We start from the raw sequence: 20,189 nt of genomic DNA, 5'->3' as shown, positions 1-20,189 counted from the left end.
AGTAAGGAGCACACCAATGGAGAAGTTCACCACCCACACCGGCGTTGGCGTCCCCCTGACCAGGTCGAACGTGGACACGGACCAGATCATTCCGGCGCGCTACCTCAAGCGCGTCTCCCGCACCGGCTTCGAGGACGGCCTGTTTTCCAACTGGCGCGAGAACGAGCCGGACTTCGTGCTGAACCAGGACGCGTACCGCGCCGGTTCCGTCCTCTTCGCCGGCCCGGACTTCGGCACCGGCTCCTCGCGCGAGCACGCTGTGTGGGCGCTGATGGATTACGGCTTCCGTGCCGTGTTCAGCCCCCGGTTCGCGGACATCTTCCGCGGCAACGCGGGCAAGGCCGGGCTCTTGGCGGGGCTGATGGCGGAATCCGACATCGAGCTCATCTTCAAACAGCTCGAGCAAGAGCCGGGCCTTGAGGCCACGGTCTCGCTGGAGGACCGCACGGTGACGGTCGGCGAGAACACCTACACGTTCGACATCGACGACTACACCCGCTGGCGTTTGATGGAGGGCCTCGACGATATTGGGCTCACGCTTCGCGACGAACCCGCCATCGAGTGCTTCGAGGCGGGGAGGCCGGCGTTCAAGCCGGCCGTCGACAAGCAATAGCCCCCGCTAGCTCCGGCCCGCGCTCTCGTCGATGCGGGCGAGCACCTCCGGCGCGAAGTGGGCGAGGAAGTCCCGCGAGGCGTTGAGCACGCCCTCGATGCCGGAGCTCAGGTGCGCGGCGAACTGGGTGTCCGTGTACTCCCAGAAGCCGGGCATGGAGTACACCGCGCCGAGTGCGGCGAGGTTGCGCTGCGGATCCTTCACAGCGGAGACGGAGGGAAAAGCGTTGGCGTTGTTGAAGCTCTCCGCCCAGTTCAGCACCTCCTCGTAGCGGTCGGCGGTAATGGCGTCTACAGCGACGGAAGAGGTCACGGCCAGGTTTGGCGCGAGGTACGCCACCTCGAGGCCCATGCCCGCGAACCCGGTGCGGATGCTCTGGGGCGAGGAGCCGTCCTCGTACTTCCAGCCCTGAGCGTCGAAGTACTCGCGAACGCGCTCGATGGACAGTGGCTTGAGTGGTGTCAGTGCGGTGTCGCTCACGGGTTACGCCTCGCCTTTCGTGTTGGGGGTCTGGCCCTTGAGGTGGGGCAGGGCCTGGTCGAGCTGGCCCATCACGTGGTGGATGGCCGAGAAGTAGAACTCCAGCATTTCCTTGAGCTGGCCGTCGGTCGCGCCGTCGGTGGTGAAGAAGGGGGCCTCGATGAGCACCACGGTGGTGGCGTCCTCGCGGCGCACCGCGTGCGTGCGCACCAGCGGCATGGAGGCGTTGAGGCGGTTGGCCAGCTCGCGGGCCGTGCGGGTGTCCGCCTCGCCGCTAACCACCGGGATCCAGCGGGCGGTGGCTTTGAACCCCACCTCGGAGACCTGGAAGAAGACCACCAGCCCCGGGAAGGCGGTCTGCGTCATCCCTTCGTCGGAGCGGAAGTGCTGCAGGTTGTTCGCGTCGAGTTGGGACTCGATGCGCTCCTGAGTGATTGGGGAGAGCGCGTCGGTGGCTGCGGTCGGTTCTGTCACTGGCGTTCCTTTCGTTTTGGGCGGTGCACTCTACCGGCTACTTCACCGGTTACTTCACCGGCAGGGCGGACGGCAGGTAATCGGCCCCGGTGAGCTCGCCGCCGCGGAAGCTCAAGACCCACACGGAGCCTTTCTTCGCGTGCAGCTCGGTGTCGATGGGCAACGTGCCGCGGGCGGACAGCCAAGCCACCATCGCCGGGATCACCTCGCCCTGGGCGCAGATGACGCTCACGCCGCCCTGGTCCACGATGTCCGTGAAGGCCCGCTGCGCCTCGACCATGTTGCGCAGCCACGCGTCGTCGCCCAGGCGCTCGTCCACGGTCACCTCGATGCCCAGCTCGTCCGCCAGCGGCTCGACGGTGTCCTGGCAGCGGTCCGGCAGGGCGGAGTAGATGCGCTCGGGTGCAAACGGGGCGAGCATCGGCACCAGCATTTCCGCTTGCCTCCGACCCTTCTTGTCCAGGGGGCGCAGGTTGTCGTCGCCAGACCACTTCTCCCGCTCGTGCGCGCGGGCGTGGCGAACGTAGAGGATGCGCGTCTCAGCGGGCGCGCGGAAGCGCTTCTGCGCCTTGGCCAGCACCTCGCGGTCGAGGTCGTAGCTCATCAGCGCCTTCGCCTCCTCGATGGGCAGCCAGCGAATCTCGTCCACCTCGTCGTTGGGTGCGAACTCGCCGCCGGTGACCTCGCCCGTCCAGTAGTAGACCACCTTGGACGAGTGCTTCACGGGGTAGACCGTCTTGCCGAGGAGTTTGCCCAGCCGCACCTCGTAGCCGGTCTCCTCCCGGATCTCCCGCACCGCGCAGGCCACCAAGGACTCGCCTGGGTCGAGTTTGCCCTTGGCCAGGGACCAGTCGTCGTAGTGCGGGCGGTGGATGCAGGCAACCTCCACGCTCTCCGCGTCGGCGAGATCCCCGCGCCACAGCACCGCGCCGGCGGCGAGGGTGGTGCGCTCAAACTCCTGCTCCGGCTTCACCGGCACCTCCTGGTGACGCCCGGTGAGAAACATTTCCCCCGACGTGTCTTTGTCCTGCTCGTGCAGGTCGGTGCGGGCACCGTCCCGCCCGGTGGTAGTGGTGGACTTCGCGTCTTGGGGTTGAGCCATACCCACCATTGTGACGCAGGACCACCCGCCGCGCAGGAAGCGCGCCGGTGGAGGGGCCGGGTGGGTGGGCGCCGCCGCCCGCCCCGTGCCACCCGCGCGGAGGTGTTAGCGTGGTGCGCGGAAACCTTGTCCTGCCCGGCTGTGGCCGCGGCGGCGCTCAAGAGCGAACAGACGAGCAGACGAGCAGACGAGACGAGCAGACGAGCGAAGGCGGGTTGAGGATGGTCAACGTGGCGGTCATGGGGGCGGGATCCTGGGGCACCACCCTGGCAAAGGTGTTCGCCGACGGCGGCAATGCCGTGCAGCTGTGGGCCCGCCGCCCAGAGCTCGCGGACGCGATCACCGCCACCCGCGTCAACCCCGACTACCTGCCCGGAATCGCGCTACCCGCCGCTGTCACGGCCACTGCGAACCCGCGTGAGGCGCTGGAGCGGGCGGACATCGCCCTGTTCGCGGTGCCCAGCCAGACCATGCGCGGCAACCTCACGGAGTGGGCGCCGCTGTTGCGTCGAGACGCGACCTTGCTCTCGGTGTCCAAGGGCATCGAGACCGGGACGCACATGCGCATGAGCCAGATCATCGCGCAGGTCACGGGCGCAGGGGAGGAGCGAGTCGCCGTGCTCAGCGGGCCGAACCTCTCCCGCGAGATCGCCGAGGAGCAGCCCGCGGCCACCGTCATCGCGTGCCGGGACGCGGACCGCGCCAAGCTGGTCCAGGCCGCCTGCGCCACCCACTATCTGCGCCCCTACACCAACGCGGACGTGGTGGGCTGCGAGATCGGCGGCGCCACCAAGAATGTCATCGCGCTGGCCTGCGGCATGGCGGCGGGGCAGGGCCTCGGCGAGAACACCATCGCAACGCTGATCACCCGCGGCCTGGCCGAGATCACTCGGCTGGGGCTGGCCCTCGGCGCGGACGACCGTACCTTCGCTGGCCTCGCGGGACTGGGGGACTTGGTGGCCACCTGCTCCTCGCCGCTGTCGCGAAACCGCACCTTCGGCGCCGCGCTGGGTGCGGGCGCCAGCATGCAGGAGGCGAAGGCCGCCACCAAGGGCCAAGTGGCGGAGGGCGTGACATCCTCGATCAGCATCGCGCAGCTGGGGGAGGAGCACGGGGTGGACCTGCCCATTACCAAGGCCGTGCACGCCGTGTGCCACCGGGGCACCAGCGTCACCGACGCGATCGCGGCGCTGATGGGCAGGAGTAAGAAATCGGAGTAGCTCGCCGGGTACGCTCGTCGTGTGATTCGCATAGCAGTTATCTACGGTGGCCAGTCCACCGAGCACTCGATTTCCTGCATTTCCGCCGGCTCGATCATGGCCGAGCTGCCCTCCGGCGAGTTTGAGGTGTACCCGGTTGGCATCACCCGCGACGGGGACTGGGTCGAGGGGTCTTTTGACCCGGTCGGCGGCGCGACGCTGCCTGAGGTCACCGCGGGCCGCAGGGTGACGTTGTCCGCCAGCCCCGCCACCAAGGGCCAGTTCACCGACGCGCTCACCGGCGAGGTCACCGCAGAGGTGGACGTGATCTTCCCGGTCCTGCACGGCAAGTACGGCGAGGACGGCACCATCCAGGGCCTCTTCGAGCTCTCCGGCATCCCCTACGTCGGCCCGGGCGTGCTCGCCTCCGCCTGCGGCATGGACAAGGAGTGCACGAAGACGATCGTGGCGGCCGAAGGCATCCCGGTCGCGCCGGGCGTCACACTGCGCGCGTCGGGCCCCCGCACCCTCAGCGGTGAGCAGCGCGAGCGCCTCGGCCTGCCCGTGTTTGTGAAGCCGGCCAACGGCGGTTCCTCCATCGGCGTGTCCAAAGTTGAGCGATGGGAGGACCTAGACGGGGCCATCGCCACCGCCTTCGACAACGATGCCAAGGTGCTCGTCGAGGGGGCGCTCGTGGGCGACGAGGTAGAGGTTGGGGTGCTTGAGCTTGTCGACGCCTCCGTGCGCGCGTCCGTCCCCGCCAAGCTCAACGGCACTGACGACTCGGCGGAGGGCTTCTACGGCTTCGAGACGAAGTACCTCGACGACCACGTCACCGCCACCATCCCCGCCCCGTTCGATGAGGAGCTGACCCGCCAGCTCCAGGACATGGCCATCCGCGCGTTCGGCGCGTTGAACTGCAAGTCCCTCGCCCGCGTCGACTTCTTTGTCACCGACCGCGGGCCCGTGCTCAACGAGGTCAACACCATGCCGGGCTTCACCGCCATCTCCATGTACCCGAAGGTGTGGGAGGCGACGGGCCTGAGCTACCCCGAGCTGGTTCGCTGCCTGGTGGACACGGCGCTCGCCCGCGCCAAGTAGTTCGCGCCGAGTAGCCCGCGCCGGGTAGCTCGCTACGCGGGCGGAACGGTGCCGGCGATGAAGTCGGTGAGGTTGGTGATCACCTCGTTGCCCCCGGCGGCCGGGATGTACGCGGCTACCTGCGCGGCGCGGCCGAGGGCGTACCACGTGGCGGCCCCGGCCGCGCCGCCGGATGCGGAGTCCTCGAACCAGGGCGTGCCGTTGACCTGGGCCAGGCGAGCGCCGGCGTGGTAGTGCTCGGGAGCGGCCACGCCGCAGCGGACCACCACGGGCTCGCGGCCGGGGGCGGTCCAGGCGACGGTGTTGGTGTCGGGGTCGGCCAAGGGGGCGTCGACAAGCGAAAAGCCCTCCGCAATGTGCTCCGGCGCGGCCTCGGCGAAGCCCCGGCACGCGGTGGCGTCGCCGCTGGCCAGCTGCGACAGGGGCGCGGGCGCGGGGGCGGGATCGACCTGCGCGAGGCGGGAGGCGTCGATGTCTTCGACGGGGCTGCGGCCACTCGCCGTGTCGCCCGTGACGGCGATAACGGGGGAGCGGTCGGTGGTGAACCAGGTAGCCAGGGTGGACCCGGGGGCGGTGTCGCGCACCTCGAGCCACCGCGCGCCGCCGATCTCCTCCGGCTGAGACAAGGTGGTGTACTGCAGGGGCAGGTCCACCCCGCAGCGCAGCGTCACGCGCTCGGTTGAGCTCTTCTGCCACGCCGCGGCGCCCGCGGGCGCGGGGTCGGCGAGCTCCGCGCGGCCGTATCCGAGCACCTTCGCCGGCAGGGCGTCGATGAACTCGGTGCACTCGGTGGAACTGGCCTGGGGCGCGGGGATCACGGGCATGGCCACCGGCTGGTCCGCGGCACGCTGTAGCACCAAGCGCGCCCCCACGAGCACGGCGATGGTGAACGCGACCGCGATGCCGAGCAGGATTCCGGCGAGCCTGCGGTTACTCTGGAACGGGCCCGCCGCGCTCGCCTGAGAGCCCGCTCCGGTGGTTGCTTCGGTGCTCGCTGCCGTAGTCATGGCGGCACAGTCTAGTGAAAGGCCTTGTCACAGTCATGATCCACACCGGTTTCCCCGCAGGCGGCCCCACCCTCGGGGAGGTGGGCGAGCGCGGGGTGATCCAGGCCATCGTGGGTGCGGCGCCGTCCGCGGTCAACGGTGACGACGCGGCCGTGCTCGGGCCCGCGGCACCCAACTCGCGGGTGGTGGCGTCGACCGACATGCTCGTGCAGGACCGCCACTTCAGCCCCCGCTACACCACCGCGTACCAGGTGGGCCGCAAGGCGGTGGTGCAGAACTTTGCAGACATCGAGGCCATGGGCGCGCGCCCCATCGCGGCGCTGCTCGCGCTGTCGGCGCCGCCGAGCACGCCGGTGGCGGTGGTGGAGGAGCTCGCCCGCGGCGTCGGCGCGATGACGCAAGCGTGGGGCGCGGAGCTGGTGGGTGGCGACGTCACCTCGAGCTCCGAGCTGGTGGTCTCCGTCACCGCCATTGGCTCGCTCGGCGGCAACCTGGACGCGCTGCGCCTCGACCGGGCGCGGCCTGGCCAGCGGGTGGTGGCCCACGGCGTCATCGGCTGCTCGGCCGCGGGCCTCGCGCTGCTTCAGTCCGGGGTGGACATCCCGGCGGAGCTCGCGCCGCTGGTGGCGGCGCATCAGGCGCCCGCCATCACGCCGGGGCGCGGGGTGGTGGCGCGCGCGGCCGGGGCCACAGCCATGACCGATAACTCCGACGGGCTGATCAAGGACCTCACCACACTGGCGAATGCCTCGGGCGTGGGCATTGACTTAAGCAGCGTGGCCCTGACACCGGACCCGCTGCTCGTGCGCGCCGGTGAGCTGCTGGGCACCGACCCGTGGGAGTGGGTGCTTACCGGCGGCGAGGACCACACCCTGGTGGGCACCGTGGACGGCTCGGCACCCGTGGGGTTCCGCTCCATCGGCACGGTCACCCGCACCCCGGGGGTGCGGGTGGACGGTGCCCAGCCCGCGCACGCGGGAGGATGGGAGAGCTTCGCATGAGCCTGCCGGTGCACCCCTCCTGGGTTGAGCCCCTGAGCCCGGTGGAGGATCAGATCCACGCCATGGGCGACTTTTTGCGCGCCGAGGACTCCTACCTGCCGCGCGGCGAGGACATCCTGCGCGCCTTCCAGCAGCCGTTCGACGAGGTGCGCGTCCTCATCGTCGGCCAGGATCCGTACCCCACCCCGGGCCACCCGATGGGCCTGGCGTTTTCCACCCAGCCGGGGGTTGCGCCGCCGCGCTCGCTGGTGAACATCTACACCGAGCTCGAGCGCGACCTGGGGGTCCCGCCGCGCCCGGACGGGGACCTGTCCTCCTGGTCGCGCCAGGGCATTCTTCTGCTCAACCGCGTGCTCACCGTCAGGCCTGGCAAGCCCGCGTCGCACCGCGGCAAGGGGTGGGAGCCAGTGACGGAGGCCGCCATTCGGGCACTTTCGCTTCGCGACGCCCCCTTGGTGGCCATCCTCTGGGGACGCGACGCGCAACAGGCCCAGCGATTCCTGGGCGAGACCCCGGTGATCGCCTCGGCGCACCCTTCGCCGCTGTCCGCAAGCCGCGGCTTCTTCGGCTCCCGGCCGTTCTCCCGCGCCAACGAGGCGTTGGAGCGGCAAGGGGCGCGGGCCGTGGATTGGTCGCTGTAAGCCGTTGTAAACGTTGTAAACTAGGCCGTCATGGCTACTCCTCCCGCGTTCGACGGCGCCCTGCTTGTGGCGTGGGCCCGCGCGGCCAGCACGGAGCTTGACGCGCGGCGGGTGGAGATAAACAAGCTCAACGTCTTCCCCGTGCCGGACGCGGACACGGGCTCCAACATGGCCCACACCATGGCCGCCGCGGTGGCGGAGGCGGACCGCCTGCCTGCGGGCGCCGGCGCGCAGCAGATCGCCGAGGCCTTGGCCGTGGGTGCCGTGAAGGGCGCGCGCGGCAACTCTGGAGTGGTCCTCTCGCAGGTGATGCGCGGGGTGGCCCAGTCCGTCACCGAGGACACACCCGGCGCGACCGTCATCGCCGACGCCCTGCGCGCCGCCGTAAAGTTCGTGGACCGCGCCATCGCGGACCCGGTGGAGGGCACCGTGATCACCGTGCTGCGGGCGGCGAGCGCGGCCGCGACCGACGCCGCCGCGCCGCAGGGTGGGCAGGACGGACAGGGCGACGAAGACGGGGCCAGCGCCCAGCAGCCGGACATGCTCGCCGTGGCCGAGGCCGCCGCGGAAGCCGCACGGGTGGCGCTGGCCCACACGCCATCCCAGCTCGAGGCGCTGCGCGAGGCGGACGTGGTGGACGCCGGGGGCACCGGGCTGGTGGTCCTCCTCGAGGCGCTGGTGGGCGTGCTTTCCGGTGAGAATGCGGGGGGCTGGGGGGCGTCGACAAGCGTTGCCCCCTCGAGCGAGGGGCACGGCGCGCCGGGCTACCTCGAGGTGATGTTCATGTTCGAGGGCGACCTGGACGCGCTGGAGGGCGAGCTGCGGGGCCTGGGTGACAGCCTGGTCATCGCGCGCCTTGGCAAGGGCGCGGGCAAGGTGCACATCCACACGCGGCGCGCGGGCGAGGTGATCGAGCTGGCCTTCCGAGTGGGGCGGGTGAGTGAGCTGCGCCTCGAGGTGCTGCCCCCGCAGCCGGCCACCCGCGCGCCGGAGCGGCTGATCCTCGCGCTCACCCCGCCCGGCTCCCTGGCGGAGCTGTACCGGCAGGCGGGCGCGCTCACGGTGCACCCGGGGCCGGACGCGGTCTCCGACATCCTCTCCACGGTGCGACGATCCGGCGCGCACGAGGTGCTGCTGCTGCCCAACGGCCTGCTGAGCCAGCGCGAGCTCGGGGCGGTGGAGAAGGCCGCGCGCGCGTTCGAGCAGGCGGTGACCATCCTGCCTACAGTGCGCCTGGTGTCCGGCATCGCGGCGCTGACCATCCACGACCCAGATCAGCCGCTGGCCACCGCGGCCTTCGCCATGTCCGAGGCCGCGGGCGAGATGCGCACGGCCGTGGCGCACCGGGCCCCGCGAGCGGGCCTGCTGCTCGGCGGGGCGGTGGCCAAGGGCGACGTGGTGGTAACCACCCACGGCCAGTTGGTGCTGGTGGCGGATGATGCCGCGGGCGCCATCGAGCGCACCTGCCACCAGTTCTTGGAGCGGGGCGGCGAGCAGATCCTCATCCTCTTCGACCCGGACGAGGTGGAGGCGGAGGCGCTGGAGGAGATCGGGCAGCGCCTGGGTGTGGAGACGCTGGCCTACGCGGCCGACGGGCTGGGCGCGATCGCGGAGATCGGGGTGGAGTAGCGGCATGCTCGGGTTCGACGACACCAGGCCCCTGAACCTGGTCATACCGGCGAAGCAGGCCCGCGCCATGGCCAAGCACCTGGAGTTGCGCACTTGCGGCGAGCTGCTGCGCTACTACCCGCGCCGCTACCTCCACTTCGGCTCCGGCGCGGACCTGGAGGGCCTGCGCGAGGGCGACACCGTCAACGTGGTTGGCACCGTCACCTCCGCCGCCAAGCTGGACAACCGCAAGACCCCGGAGCGGCCCATCTTCAAGGTGAGCATCGACGACGGGCGCCGCACCTTCGGCGCCACCTTCTTCGGCTCCAAGTACGCCATGCGCGTGCTCACCCCGGGCCGCCGCGCGATGTTCACGGGCAAGCTCTCCTTTTACAAGGGATCGCCCCAGCTCCAGCACCCGGACTTTGTGCTTCTCGACGGCCCCACCGAGGCCACCGGATCCCTGCGCCAGTTGGGCCACTTCGGGGACCTGGAGGAGATCCTCTCCGGGCGCGAGTGGCTGCCGCTGTACCCCGCCACCAAGGGCGTGAGCACCTGGACCATCATGGGGGCGGTCCACGCCGTGCTGAAATCCCTGCCGCCCATCGAGGAGCCGCTCGGGTTCACGCCCATCGGCTACCTGCCGCTGAATTCCGCCGTGCGGCAGATCCACGAGCCTGGCCCGGACGGCCCGTCGGCCGCGCTCAAGCGCCTGAAGTACGACGAGGCGCTCTCCGTCGCCCTAGCCATGGGGGTGCGCCGGGCCGACCAGGCCCACCACACCGCGCCCGAGCTGCCGCGAAAGCAGGGACGCAACCAGGACACCCTGCTCGAGCACCTCCCGTTCCCCCTCACGTACGGCCAGAGCGAGGTGTTGCGCGAGATCAGCGAGGACATCGCCACACCCCAGCCCATGAGCCGGCTGCTGCAGGGCGAGGTCGGCTCGGGCAAGACCATCGTGGCGCTATTGGCCATGCTGCAAGCCGTGGACAACGGCGCTCAATGCGCGCTGCTGGCGCCTACCGAGGTGCTGGCGCTGCAGCACGCCAGGTCGCTGACGGACACCCTGCTGCGCGCCGGGGTGCCGGCGCGGGTGGTGGCGTTGACGGGATCGATGGGGAACGCGGCGAAGCAAGATGCGCTCCTGAAAACCGTCAGCGGCGAGGCGGACATCGTGGTGGGCACGCACGCGCTGATCCAGGAGGGTGTGGAGTTTTTCCGCCTCGGAATGGTGGTGGTGGACGAGCAGCACCGCTTCGGCGTGGAGCAGCGCGACCAGCTGCGGGCCAAGGCCGGCGAGACCACGCCGCACCTGCTGGTGATGACAGCCACGCCCATTCCGCGCACTATCGCCATCACCGTGTTCGGGGATCTTGCCGTGTCCACGCTGCGGGAGCTGCCAGGCGGCCGAAAGCCGATCCAGTCCTCCGTGGTGCCGGAGTTCAAGCCCAAGTGGGTGGCGCGCGCGTGGGAAAAGATCCGCGAGGAGGTCGCCGCCGGGCACCAGGCGTACGTCGTGTGCCCACGCATCGATGGCGAGGGCGGCGTGCTCGAGGTGGCGGCGGCGCTCGACGGCGGGGAGCTTCGCGGGCTCGAGGTGGGCGTGCTGCACGGCCGCCTCAAGGGGGAGGAGAAGGACGCGGTGATGTCGGCGTTCGCCGCCGGGCAGATCGACGTACTGGTGTCCACTACCGTGATCGAGGTGGGCGTGGACGTGCCCAACGCCACGGTGATGATGATCCGCGAGGCCGAGCACTTCGGCATCTCCCAGCTGCACCAGCTGCGCGGGCGCGTGGGCCGCGGCGGCAACCAGTCGCTCTGCCTCTTCCACACCCTGGCTGAGCCGGGCAGCGCGGCGTTCGAGCGCGTGGGGCAGGTGGCGCAGACCACCGACGGCTTTGCCTTAGCGGAGTTGGACCTGCTCAACCGCCGCGAGGGCGATGTCCTGGGCACCGAGCAGTCCGGCATCGTGCGCACCTTGCGGCTGGTGAACCTCGTCGATGACTTCGACATAGTTAAGCGCGCGTACGATGACGCCGCGGGCATCGTGGCGGACAACCTCGCCTTCGCCCGGGCGGCGACGGCGGACTTCGTCCCCGAGGACTTTGAATACCTGGATAAGAGCTAGAGAGGTGGACAACACACCATGTCGATGACCCGCATCATTTCGGGCGAGGCGAGGGGCCGCAAGATCAAGGTCCCGCCGCAGGGCACGCGCCCGACGTCGGACCGCGCCCGCGAGGGCCTCTTCTCCTCCCTCCAGGTGCGTTTCGGCTTCGCCGGCCAGCGCGTGCTCGACCTCTTCGCGGGCTCGGGTGCCCTCGGCCTGGAGGCCGCCTCCCGCGGCGCCGAGGAGGTTGTCCTGGTGGAGAACAACCCGGAGGCCGTGAGGATCATCGAGCACAACGCCTCCGTGGTGGGCCATCCTCGCGTGCGCATCGAGCCGGTCAAGGCGTCTGCGTACGTTGCTCGCGCTCCGCACCGACACTTCAGCATGGTGCTCGCGGACCCGCCGTACGAGCTCGCGGACGAGGCTGTGGCGGAGATGGTGCGTGCTTTGGAGCCTTTGCTTGTCGACGGCGCCGTTGTCGTCGTCGAGCGCCACCGCGACAGCCCCGAGACCGACTGGCCGGACTCGTTCACCCCGACCGGCCAAAAGTTGAAGAAGCGCCTCTACGGCATCGCGCGCATGGACATGGCCGTGTACTCGGCGCACACGGACCCGGCCGCATCGGAAGCGGAGGAATAGATGACCGTCGCAGTTTGCCCCGGGTCCTTCGACCCCATCACCAACGGCCACCTCGACATTGTCACCCGGGCCTCCCGCCACTTTGATGAGGTGGTGGTGCTGGTGACCGGCAACCCCACGAAGACCACCGGCTTGTTCTCGGTTGCCGAGCGCGTGGAGCTCATCCGCGAGGTCACCCGCGACAACCCCCGCGTGACAGTGGACAGCTGGGGAGGGTTGCTGGTGGACTACACCACAGCCCACCAGGTCACCGCCCTGGTCAAGGGCCTGCGCTCCTCGCTCGACTACGAGTACGAGCTGCCGATGGCCCAGATGAACCGCCGCCTGACCGGGGTGGACACCTACTTCCTGCTCACCGACGAGAAGTACGGCTACATCTCCTCCTCCCTGACCAAGGAGGTGGCCAAGTACGGCGGCGACATCACCGGCCTCGTGCCCGAGGCGGTGCGCCAGGCCATGAAGGACAAGCTCCGGTGACCATTCCCGTATGGGCCACGCTGGTCGGCATCGCGCTGGCAACCTTCGCTGGGGCCAGCCTGCAACGCATCGCCGGTATGGGCTTGGGTCTTATCGCGGCTCCCGCCTTGTCCGTCATGCTGGGCCCGGTCGCCGGTGTGTTGGTGGTCAACGTGCTGGCAACGGTGAACGCCGCTGCGAACACCTATGCCATGCGCCGTGCCGTGGACTGGCGCCGTTTCGCGCCGATCGGGGCCTCCTTGGTTCTCGGCGTGGTGCCAGGTGCATTCCTCATCCGCGCGGTGTCCGCGGACGCGTTGTCGATCACCGTCGGTGTCCTACTTCTCGCTGCGCTCAGCGTGGTGACACTGGGCAAACGCCACGTCCCCAATATCGAGGGAACAGCGCCGGCGATTACCGCGGGCGCTGTGGGGGGATTTATGAATACCCTCGCCGGGGTTGCCGGGCCCGCGATCACGGTCTACGCGCACGCGGCTCGCTGGCCGAAGGAAATGTACGCCGCCACGCTGCAACCTATTTTTTTGGTCAGTGGTGCTTTGTCGTTTCTTGTGAAGGAGGCGACTGGCGCTGCGGACTTCGCTGCCGTGCCGGCCGGGGTGTGGATCGCGGGAGTAGGGGGGATGTGCGCCGGCATTATCGTGGGCAGGCAGGTAGCCCCAAAGGTATCCCCGGCAAAGGGGTACGCGCTGGCACTTGCGCTGGCTGTGTTCGGCGGCGTCACCGTGTTGGTCCGCGGCATTGCGGGCGCAGTGTTGTAGCGTATCGAACACGTGTGCTAGGTGTTCGAACCTGTGTCGGACGCGGTTGTTACCCTTCTCGCATAACGCCAACGCAAGCGGAAGGAGGGCCCATGACCAGCGACATTACGCGCCTCGTTGACACGATCGGCAACGCGATGCTGCAGTTGCGCGACGTGTTCCAGGACCCCTCCGCCCTGACGTTCGCGGGCGTCCATGCAGATATGGAGCGGCTCGAGGCGTTTTACAACTCCAAGGCGCTCGTTGACGCTGCGTTCGCCCACATCTGCGAGCGCGACGATGCAGGCCGTCAGGTGGGCGCCAATTACGCCACCACCTACCTCGAGCAGCGCCTCGGCCTCTCGCGCGGAGAGGCATGGAACCGCCTCGCCCGCGGCCGCGACCTCTTCGCGCCGCCGGAGCCCGCCCCCGAACCGGACGCGCGGGACAATTCTCCTGCGCCGGAGGACCTTTTCGGCGGCGCGGGCGATGCCGGTGGCAGTGCGGGTGCGGGTGCGGGCGCCGACCACCCGGCTGAGCAGCGGCGTAAGGAGCAGGAGGAAAACCGCAAGCGGGCTGCGGAGGTCAGCGCCGAGAAGCAGGACATCATCCGCCGCGAGCTGGACAAGCTGCTCAAGGCTGCGCGCGGCGAGCGGGCCCGCATCTACGGGCTGGCCATGTCCGAGGCGCTCGGCCGGAACGCCCAAGATCTCCGCATCTACGTGCGCCAGCAGGTGGACGCAGCGAACCGGAAGCACGCCAAGGACAACCCCAACGCATCCATGGAGAAGCGCAGCGCCACGGTGGGAAAGCGCAAGGCCGACGGAACCGTGGACATCCATGTCTGTGCCCCGGCCGGCCAGGGCGCGCTCATCTCCGCGCTGCTGGACAAGGGCCTCGCTCCGAATTCCAACCTGCCCAAGGATCGTCAGGGGGAGCAGGACCCGCGCACCCGAGGCCAGCGGCGCTTCGACCAGCTCATGGCCATGGTGAACCAGTACGAGGAGGCGCAGCAGGCCGCCAACAACGGGGCTGCCTCGGTGGTCGTGGCGATGACGCTGGATGACCTCGCCGATGGGGACGCCGCGATGCTGTGGGACACCAACTCCGGCATCGAGGTGGACTGCTTCGACTTGGTCCGCCTCGGCATGCACGGCACCACCGACTTCGTCCTGCAGGTCGACGGCGTCACCGGGGTGCCGATCGCCCTCGGCCGCACCGAGCGCTGCGCCTCCATCGAGCAGCGAATCGCCATGTTCGCGGTCCAAGGCGTGTGCTCCTGGGCCGGGTGCACGGCCCCCATGACGGAATGCGAGGCCCACCACATCCTGGCGTGGATCCGGGGAGGCAACACGGACCTGGATAACCTCACTGGCCTCTGCCGGGAGCACCACAAGTGCAACAATGACCGCAGAGATGGCTCCTTTAACAAGGGCTACATGGATTATGACCCGGGTACCGGGCGGGCCGGGCTGCGGAGGCCCGGCGCGGCCACGGCCGTGTACAACCATTCCGTGCCGGCCTCGCGCTCGGCCGTGAACAGGCTGCGCAAAACCTTCGGGCGGTGCCAGTGCGACGACCCGCACCAGCCCGATCCATCCCTCGCGTTCCCGCCCCCGCCGCCCGACGACGCCTTCGCGGGCTAGAACAGCGTGGACAAAAACGCCTTAGTGCGCCCTTGCGTGGGGTTATCCAGGACCTGCTCCGGCGTGCCCTGCTCCACGATCTGCCCATCCGCCATGAACACGATGTGGTCCGCAACCTCCCTGGCGAAGGCCATCTCGTGGGTGACCACGAGCATGCTCATGCCCTCGTCGGCGAGGTTGCGCATCACCCGCAGGACCTCGCCCACGAGCTCGGGATCGAGGGCGGAGGTGGGTTCGTCGAAAAGCATAAGCTTCGGATCCATCGCCACCCGCTGCTGCTGGCCGCCCGAGAGCTGGATGGGGTACGCGTCCGCCTTCGACTCGAGGCCCACCATCGCCAGAAGTTCCATGGCCCGGGCCTTGGCGCGTGCCGGATCCTCGCCCTTGACGTGAACGGGCGCCTCGATGATGTTCTCCAGCACCGTGCGGTGGCCGAAAAGATTGAAGTTTTGGAAGACCATGCCGATGTCCCGGCGCTGCCTGGAGGCGTCCTTCTCGCTCATCTCGTAGAGGACGCCGTCGCGCTCGCGGTAGCCGATCAGCTCGCCGTCCACGTAGAGCCGGCCGGCGGAGACCTTCTCCAGGTGGTTGACGCAGCGCAGGAACGTGGACTTACCGGAGCCGGAGGGGCCGATGATGCACGTCACCGTGCCGGGCATAACCTCGAGGCTGATGCCCTTGAGCACGTCGAGGCTGCCGAAAGACTTCCAGACGTCCACGGCCTGGACCATCGGGGTGTGTTTCACGGTCACTGTTTACAGTCCTTTCGAGCCGGGGGTGTCGACGATTTGCACGTTGCGGGGGATGGTGCCCTCCGCGTCCGCGAGGCTGGCGAGCTGGCGCGTGGTGAGCTGGCGGGTGGCGCCGCGATCGAAGTGGCGCTCGAGGTAGTGCTGGGCAACCATCAGGATCGAGGTGATGACCAGGTACCACGTGGCGGCCACCAAAAGCAGCGGCACCGGCTGAAACAGTGCCGCCGCGATATCCATGGAGCGGCCGTACAGCTCCAGGGAGTACGGCACCGCGACCACCAGTGAGGAGGTCTTCAACAGCGAGATGAACTCGTTGCCGGTCGGCGGGATGATGATGCGCATCGCCTGGGGCAGCACGGTGCGGCGCATCGTCTGCCCCCAGCCCATGCCGAGCGCCTTGGACGCCTCGATCTGGCCCTCCGGCACCGAGGACACGCCCGAGCGCACGATCTCCGCCATGTATGCGGCCTCGTTCAACCCGAGGCCAACCACCGCGAGCATGAACGCGGACGAGGTGAAGGGATCCAGGGGGATCTGGGCGAATCCGAGGTTGATCGAGTCGTAGATCGCGCCGAGGAGGCCCCAGAACATCAGCTGCACGTACACCGGCGTGCCGCGGAAGATCCAGAGGAAGACCCACGCCACCGCCTTGAACACGGGGTTCGGGCTCATGCGCATCACCGCGAGCAGCACGCCGCCTGCCACGCCGATGAGCATGGCCAGTACCGTGATCGCGATGGTGTGCAGCGCGGCGGTAGCGATGCGGGTGTCCAGAAGGTAATCAAAGTAGGTGTCCCACCCGTACGCCTCGTTGCGCGCGGCGCCGACGATAAACCACGCCACCAGGGCTATCAGGAGGGCGGCGAGGATCCACCTGCCCGGGTGGCGAAGCGGTTTGGCTTCGATGCGTGCGGGCTTGCCGCCCGAATGTGCGATTTGGGTGCTCATGTCTCTTCCGGTTTCTCCTGGTCTTAGTTGTAGCTCGAGGCCTGTCCCTAGCGCGGCCCTAGTTCGGCCCTAGCGCGGCCCTAGCGCGGCCCTAGTGTGGCCCTAGCGTGCGCCGTAGGGTTGCTCGTTGATCTGCGCCTGGGTGAGGTGCCCACTGTCCACGCCCCACTGCTCGAGGATGCGGTCGTACACGCCGGTGTCGATGAGGTGCTGCATCGCGGCCGCCAGCGCCGGCGCCAGCCCGGAGCCCTTCTGCACCGCGATGCCGTAGGGCGCGGCGTCGAACATGTCGCCCACCAGCTCGAGCTTTCCGCCGGAGCGCTGCACCGCCCAGGCCGTCACGGGGGAGTCGGCACTCAGCGCGTCGGCGCGCCCCACGAGCGCCGCCAGCGCGGCGTTGTCGGAGGTGTCGAAGGCCAGGACGGTCACCGGGTCCTCGCCGTTGGCCACGCACTCCTCGCTCTTGGGCCGCACGTCGTCGGTCTCGGAAACGGTGGTGCGCTGCACGGCCGCGGTGAGCCCGCAGGGGTGCGCCGGATCCACGTCGGTGCCGGGCTGGGTGGCCCACTGAATGCCGGCGGTGAGGAAGTTGACAAAGTCGAAGCTCTGCCGGCGCTCCTCGGTGTCGGTGAACCCGGACATTCCGGCGTCGATGCTGCCGGATTGCACGCCCGGCAGGATCAGCGCGAAATCCATTTCCTGTGGGCGGTACTCCAGCCCCATCACGCCGGCCAGGGCTCGGGCGAGGTCCAGCTCGAGGCCGATCAGCTCGCCCTTGGAGTCCTTGAACTCGAAGGGGGCGAACGGGGGGTTGGTACCGATGGTGAAGGTGCCGTCCGCGGCCACGTCGGCCGGCACCATGGCGGCGATCTCGGCGACGGTGCCGGGAACGATCGGCTCCCACCCGTCCGGGTTGCCGCCCTCGGTGTTGGTCACGCACGCGCTCAGGGTCGCGGCCGCGGCGAGGCAGGCGGCGGCGCGGAGTGCGCGGTGCGGAGAGTTGAGGTGCATAGTGATTCCGAATCGTTTAAAAAATACGGTTCTGTGCATAATACACCGCGCATTGCTTGTCGACGCTCCCCCCAACACAAAACCCCGCCCAGCGCACGAAGCGCCGGGCGGGGAGGGAAGCGCGGCGTTACCGGCCCGCGTTCCGGATGGCGCGCATCACCAGCTCGACCAGCTGGCCGACGACAACCACGCCCACGAACACTGCCAAGATCACCGATGCAGCCTGGCCGAACCCGCTGGCTGCCTTTTCGGCGTCGCCCGAGAGCAGGCCCTCCGTCATCGTGCGGAAGCCTGCCAGCTCCTGCTTGGTCAGATCCCGCGGGTTCGCGGTGTCCGGCACGGCGAGGTTGTCCGTCCACTCCGCGGTGCGCTCGTCGCGGGTGTCGCTCGCTGCGGCCGGGGCCGCCTGGGCCACCGGTGCCTCTACGGCACCCAAAACCAGCGTCGAAACCAATAGGCCGGAAGTGAGGGTCTTACGCATGCCGGGCAGTGTAGCCAATCGGCGGTGCAACCTGAAGCCGGCGTTGTGCGCGGGCTAGAAGGGCAGCGCCGCGCGGCCTTCCTCGAGGGCGGCCTTGATAGCCGGGGGAAGGGGAAGTGCGCCGGCGTTCAGTGCGGCGAACCCGAGCCCGCCGAGGAGTGCGGCCAGGATGCCCAGTACGATCGCTGCGCGCGCGGCGATGGACGATCCGCCCAGGGCTGAGCTTGTAGTCGACCCGTTCGAGCTTCCGTCAGGCTGCTCGGTGATCGGCTCGCAGGCGGCGTCGCGCTTCGCCGGGGTGCCGTCCTTTGTCAGCAGGATCTCCTGCACGTCGTGGTACACGCGGCGCTCGACCCGGACCAAGTCGTAGTTGGAGTCGAGGACGGGGAAGAGGTAGACGGGGGAGGTGGTCAACTTGGCTGCGATGTTGTTCGAGCACTTCAGCGGTTCCAGATCCATCTGCAGGTGCCCGTAGTGCTTGCCACCGTCCTTCAGTTGGCGCACACCGTTCTCGTCGTCGACCCACATCTCCGGCTCATCTGCCTGGGCCATCCATTCGCGGTACGTGTTGAAGTCGACGGGTTCGTAGGTGCCGTCGCCCTTCTTGGTCAGGTAGTCGCCGCGGAGACCGTCAGCAGCGATGCCAACGTCAAAGTTGTGGAAGCCGATCCCGTCGGCATCGTCGTCGATGAACGAGCGCTCGAACATCTCATCGTGGCCGCTAATCACCGCCGCGACACCGTACTTCTCAAACATCGGGGTGTACACGCGCATCGGGGTGCCAGGCTGCTCATCCGGAGTGGCGGAGGCGGTGGCGGTGCCGTGCACGCCAGAGGAGTAGGGGGTGTGGTGGAACTGTACGAGGATGTACTGGCCCTTGGAACGGGCGTCGGCTAGCTGCGCCTGCGCCCACGCCCACTGCTCGGAACCCTCGCTGAAATCGGGCTGGCTCGTCCCACCGGCCTTGTGCATGCTGTCGCTGGAGTAGGAGGTGTTGGTGTCAGTACCCCAGTCGCCCTTTTCCGCGCGAAACTCGGTGTCCTTGCCCGGGATGGCCTTCTTCTTCTCGTCCCCGGCGTTCTCATCCGGTAGACCGTTCGTGGAGTCGAGGGTGATGATGGTGATCGGACCGTGGTCGACGCGGTAGTAGGAGTCCTGGTGGTCTGGGTTGTCGGAACCAAACGTGTCGAAGTAGGTCATGTAAGCGTTGCGCCCCTTGGCTGCGCCCCACGCCACGCCCTCTTTGTCGGCGTACCCGCCGTTCAGCGCGCCGAACGTCTCCCAGTTGCCCAACGCGGTGAGCATGGGGACGGACCCGGCGAGGTCGCTGTGCTTGCCGGCAAAGTAGCTGAAGTACTCGTCCCAACCGGGCTGGTAGCCGCCGCCCTGGCCGAGGTCGCCCGGGAGCATCAGAAGATCGGGCTTCTGCTCCTGAATTTCCCGCACGTTGAACTGCATCGCCTCGTCCTGGGTGAGCGGGTAGCGGGGTTCCTGCTTGCCCAGGCGGCTGTTCGACCCGAACTTCTCGAACCATGCGGAGTTCTCGCCTGGGCGCTCAAGCGAACCCTCCGCCAACGTTCGGTTACGCTCCCATTCGCGGGCACCGCTCACCTTCGGCCTGCCTGCGGGCTCGGTCTCCGTATCCGACATCGCGATGATCCGGATGTTCCCCCACGCATCGCGCGAAGGGGCGGTCGTGAACGTGTTCCTCTTCGTGCGGCCGTCGAGCGTGGCGGTGTACTCATACGTGGTTCCCGGCTTCAGATCCGTGAAGGTGACGGAGTACTTGTAGTTGTTGTTCGAGTACAGCCAGGACCCCTGCGCGAGCCCCGTAATCTTCTGGTTGCGCTCACCCTCGGTGTAGCGGAGGTTCTCCTGGAGCTCGCCCTTGACGGTTGCGCGTTCAATCTCCTCGCCCGACTCCCGCAGTACCACGGTGGCGTCGGTTCCCAGCTCGCCGAAAAAGTTTAGAGTCATCTGGTCCGACGCCGGTTTCTGAAGGTACGGGGTAATGCGGAAGCCAGGCTGGGGCGCGTTCGGGTGCTCACCGGCGTTCAGGTATGTGAAATTAGGGGTCTCTGCGGCAAGCGCGATGGGCGGGACGAGAGCGGTCGTGAGCGCGGAGGCGACGAGGATGGTCTCTGCCATTACGCGGGAGTTTC

General features: G+C 68.7%; 20 protein-coding genes. 11 read left to right on the top strand and 9 right to left on the bottom strand.

Going from position 1 to position 20,189, the window contains the following annotated elements; all coding sequences use genetic code 11:
* The first annotated feature begins 16 nt into the window (after positions 1-16).
* The gene (gene leuD / locus BN4252_RS05105) at positions 17-613 is read left to right on the top strand and encodes a 3-isopropylmalate dehydratase small subunit (protein ID WP_066526950.1); all 597 of its coding nucleotides are present in this window, start codon (positions 17-19) and stop codon (positions 611-613) included.
* Between the two features lie 6 nt (positions 614-619).
* On the opposite strand, the gene BN4252_RS05100 is transcribed toward leuD, so the two are convergent.
* The 3 genes from BN4252_RS05100 to BN4252_RS05090 are packed head-to-tail and all read right to left on the bottom strand — an operon-like array spanning position 620 to position 2,573.
* Positions 620-1,093, bottom strand: a complete 474-nt coding sequence (locus tag BN4252_RS05100) for a hypothetical protein (protein WP_066526947.1) — start codon at positions 1,091-1,093, stop codon at positions 620-622.
* A gap of 3 nt (positions 1,094-1,096) precedes the next feature.
* Positions 1,097-1,567: a YbjN domain-containing protein gene (locus BN4252_RS05095; RefSeq protein ID WP_066526943.1), complete on the bottom strand. Its 471-nt coding sequence runs from the start codon at positions 1,565-1,567 to the stop codon at positions 1,097-1,099.
* A 49-nt stretch (positions 1,568-1,616) separates the two neighbouring features.
* On the bottom strand, positions 1,617-2,573 hold the full coding sequence (locus BN4252_RS05090; protein ID WP_066529144.1) for an NUDIX hydrolase: 957 nt from the start codon (positions 2,571-2,573) through the stop codon (positions 1,617-1,619).
* A gap of 317 nt (positions 2,574-2,890) precedes the next feature.
* On the opposite strand from BN4252_RS05090, the gene BN4252_RS11275 reads away from it, so the two are divergent.
* Both BN4252_RS11275 and BN4252_RS11270 read left to right on the top strand, forming a co-directional pair.
* Complete coding sequence (locus tag BN4252_RS11275) at positions 2,891-3,889, top strand: NAD(P)H-dependent glycerol-3-phosphate dehydrogenase (protein ID WP_066526941.1); 999 nt, start codon at positions 2,891-2,893, stop codon at positions 3,887-3,889.
* 21 nt (positions 3,890-3,910) lie between these two features.
* Entirely contained in the window at positions 3,911-4,969 is a 1,059-nt protein-coding gene (locus BN4252_RS11270) for a D-alanine--D-alanine ligase family protein (protein WP_066526937.1), read from the top strand.
* 32 nt (positions 4,970-5,001) lie between these two features.
* On the opposite strand, the gene BN4252_RS05080 is transcribed toward BN4252_RS11270, so the two are convergent.
* Positions 5,002-5,976 (bottom strand): DUF3515 domain-containing protein, encoded by a 975-nt coding sequence (locus tag BN4252_RS05080; RefSeq protein WP_078056779.1) that lies wholly within the window; start codon positions 5,974-5,976, stop codon positions 5,002-5,004.
* 35 nt (positions 5,977-6,011) lie between these two features.
* Between BN4252_RS05080 and BN4252_RS05075 the strand changes: the two genes are divergently transcribed.
* The 8 genes from BN4252_RS05075 to BN4252_RS05040 all read left to right on the top strand — a co-directional run bounded on the left by BN4252_RS05075 (position 6,012) and on the right by BN4252_RS05040 (position 14,835).
* Complete coding sequence (locus tag BN4252_RS05075; RefSeq protein WP_066526935.1) at positions 6,012-6,977, top strand: thiamine-phosphate kinase; 966 nt, start codon at positions 6,012-6,014, stop codon at positions 6,975-6,977.
* Positions 6,974-7,618 carry a uracil-DNA glycosylase gene (locus tag BN4252_RS05070; protein ID WP_096877772.1) on the top strand — a complete coding sequence of 215 codons (645 nt, stop codon included), beginning with the start codon at positions 6,974-6,976 and terminating at the stop codon, positions 7,616-7,618. The genes BN4252_RS05075 and BN4252_RS05070 overlap by 4 nt, the downstream gene beginning before the upstream one ends.
* A 30-nt stretch (positions 7,619-7,648) precedes the next feature.
* A complete protein-coding gene (locus BN4252_RS05065) occupies positions 7,649-9,247 on the top strand; it encodes a DAK2 domain-containing protein (protein WP_066526931.1) in 1,599 nt (532 codons plus the stop codon).
* A 4-nt stretch (positions 9,248-9,251) separates the two neighbouring features.
* Positions 9,252-11,354, top strand: coding sequence for an ATP-dependent DNA helicase RecG (locus tag BN4252_RS05060; RefSeq protein WP_066526924.1), 2,103 nt, complete (start codon positions 9,252-9,254; stop codon positions 11,352-11,354).
* Positions 11,355-11,378: 24 nt separating this feature from the next.
* A complete protein-coding gene (locus tag BN4252_RS05055; RefSeq protein WP_066529136.1) occupies positions 11,379-11,975 on the top strand; it encodes an RsmD family RNA methyltransferase in 597 nt (198 codons plus the stop codon).
* Entirely contained in the window at positions 11,976-12,452 is a 477-nt protein-coding gene (gene coaD / locus BN4252_RS05050; RefSeq protein WP_066526922.1) for a pantetheine-phosphate adenylyltransferase, read from the top strand.
* Positions 12,449-13,210, top strand: coding sequence for a sulfite exporter TauE/SafE family protein (locus BN4252_RS05045; RefSeq protein WP_262360148.1), 762 nt, complete (start codon positions 12,449-12,451; stop codon positions 13,208-13,210). Before coaD ends, BN4252_RS05045 begins: the two co-directional genes overlap by 4 nt.
* Before the next feature lie 92 nt (positions 13,211-13,302).
* Positions 13,303-14,835, top strand: a complete 1,533-nt coding sequence (locus tag BN4252_RS05040; RefSeq protein ID WP_066526916.1) for an HNH endonuclease signature motif containing protein — start codon at positions 13,303-13,305, stop codon at positions 14,833-14,835.
* Here the strand turns inward: BN4252_RS05040 and BN4252_RS05035 are convergent.
* The 5 genes from BN4252_RS05035 to BN4252_RS05015 all read right to left on the bottom strand — a co-directional run bounded on the left by BN4252_RS05035 (position 14,832) and on the right by BN4252_RS05015 (position 20,175).
* On the bottom strand, positions 14,832-15,566 hold the full coding sequence (locus BN4252_RS05035) for an amino acid ABC transporter ATP-binding protein (RefSeq protein ID WP_066529127.1): 735 nt from the start codon (positions 15,564-15,566) through the stop codon (positions 14,832-14,834). The genes BN4252_RS05040 and BN4252_RS05035 overlap by 4 nt on opposite strands.
* 24 nt (positions 15,567-15,590) lie before the next feature.
* The gene (locus BN4252_RS05030) at positions 15,591-16,535 is read right to left on the bottom strand and encodes an amino acid ABC transporter permease (protein WP_066526911.1); all 945 of its coding nucleotides are present in this window, start codon (positions 16,533-16,535) and stop codon (positions 15,591-15,593) included.
* Between the two features lie 102 nt (positions 16,536-16,637).
* The gene (locus tag BN4252_RS05025) at positions 16,638-17,546 is read right to left on the bottom strand and encodes an ABC transporter substrate-binding protein (RefSeq protein ID WP_066526905.1); all 909 of its coding nucleotides are present in this window, start codon (positions 17,544-17,546) and stop codon (positions 16,638-16,640) included.
* A 127-nt stretch (positions 17,547-17,673) separates the two neighbouring features.
* Positions 17,674-18,027: a hypothetical protein gene (locus BN4252_RS05020; RefSeq protein WP_143341169.1), complete on the bottom strand. Its 354-nt coding sequence runs from the start codon at positions 18,025-18,027 to the stop codon at positions 17,674-17,676.
* A gap of 54 nt (positions 18,028-18,081) precedes the next feature.
* Entirely contained in the window at positions 18,082-20,175 is a 2,094-nt protein-coding gene (locus tag BN4252_RS05015; protein ID WP_066526900.1) for a purple acid phosphatase family protein, read from the bottom strand.
* Positions 20,176-20,189 lie beyond the last annotated feature (14 nt).

The sequence above is a fragment of the Corynebacterium bouchesdurhonense genome, from assembly GCF_900078305.2.
Lineage (GTDB): Bacteria > Actinomycetota > Actinomycetes > Mycobacteriales > Mycobacteriaceae > Corynebacterium > Corynebacterium bouchesdurhonense.
Note: the sequence above shows the minus strand (reverse complement) of the source record. Positions and strands in the feature narration are given on the sequence as shown.

Bases quoted from the DNA above. Each gene is read 5' to 3' on its own strand.
- leuD (WP_066526950.1), top strand. From the start codon at position 17: ATGGAGAAGTTCACCACCCACACCGGCGTTGGCGTCCCCCTGACCAGG.
- BN4252_RS05090 (WP_066529144.1), bottom strand. From the start codon at position 2,573: ATGTTTCTCACCGGGCGTCACCAGGAGGTGCCGGTGAAGCCGGAGCAG.
- BN4252_RS11275 (WP_066526941.1), top strand. From the start codon at position 2,891: ATGGTCAACGTGGCGGTCATGGGGGCGGGATCCTGGGGCACCACCCTG.
- BN4252_RS05080 (WP_078056779.1), bottom strand. From the start codon at position 5,976: ATGACTACGGCAGCGAGCACCGAAGCAACCACCGGAGCGGGCTCTCAG.
- BN4252_RS05075 (WP_066526935.1), top strand. From the start codon at position 6,012: ATGATCCACACCGGTTTCCCCGCAGGCGGCCCCACCCTCGGGGAGGTG.
- BN4252_RS05070 (WP_096877772.1), top strand. From the start codon at position 6,974: ATGAGCCTGCCGGTGCACCCCTCCTGGGTTGAGCCCCTGAGCCCGGTG.
- BN4252_RS05065 (WP_066526931.1), top strand. From the start codon at position 7,649: ATGGCTACTCCTCCCGCGTTCGACGGCGCCCTGCTTGTGGCGTGGGCC.
- BN4252_RS05060 (WP_066526924.1), top strand. From the start codon at position 9,252: ATGCTCGGGTTCGACGACACCAGGCCCCTGAACCTGGTCATACCGGCG.
- BN4252_RS05055 (WP_066529136.1), top strand. From the start codon at position 11,379: ATGACCCGCATCATTTCGGGCGAGGCGAGGGGCCGCAAGATCAAGGTC.
- coaD (WP_066526922.1), top strand. From the start codon at position 11,976: ATGACCGTCGCAGTTTGCCCCGGGTCCTTCGACCCCATCACCAACGGC.
- BN4252_RS05040 (WP_066526916.1), top strand. From the start codon at position 13,303: ATGACCAGCGACATTACGCGCCTCGTTGACACGATCGGCAACGCGATG.
- BN4252_RS05035 (WP_066529127.1), bottom strand. From the start codon at position 15,566: ATGGTCCAGGCCGTGGACGTCTGGAAGTCTTTCGGCAGCCTCGACGTG.
- BN4252_RS05030 (WP_066526911.1), bottom strand. From the start codon at position 16,535: ATGAGCACCCAAATCGCACATTCGGGCGGCAAGCCCGCACGCATCGAA.
- BN4252_RS05025 (WP_066526905.1), bottom strand. From the start codon at position 17,546: ATGCACCTCAACTCTCCGCACCGCGCACTCCGCGCCGCCGCCTGCCTC.
- BN4252_RS05020 (WP_143341169.1), bottom strand. From the start codon at position 18,027: ATGCGTAAGACCCTCACTTCCGGCCTATTGGTTTCGACGCTGGTTTTG.
- BN4252_RS05015 (WP_066526900.1), bottom strand. From the start codon at position 20,175: ATGGCAGAGACCATCCTCGTCGCCTCCGCGCTCACGACCGCTCTCGTC.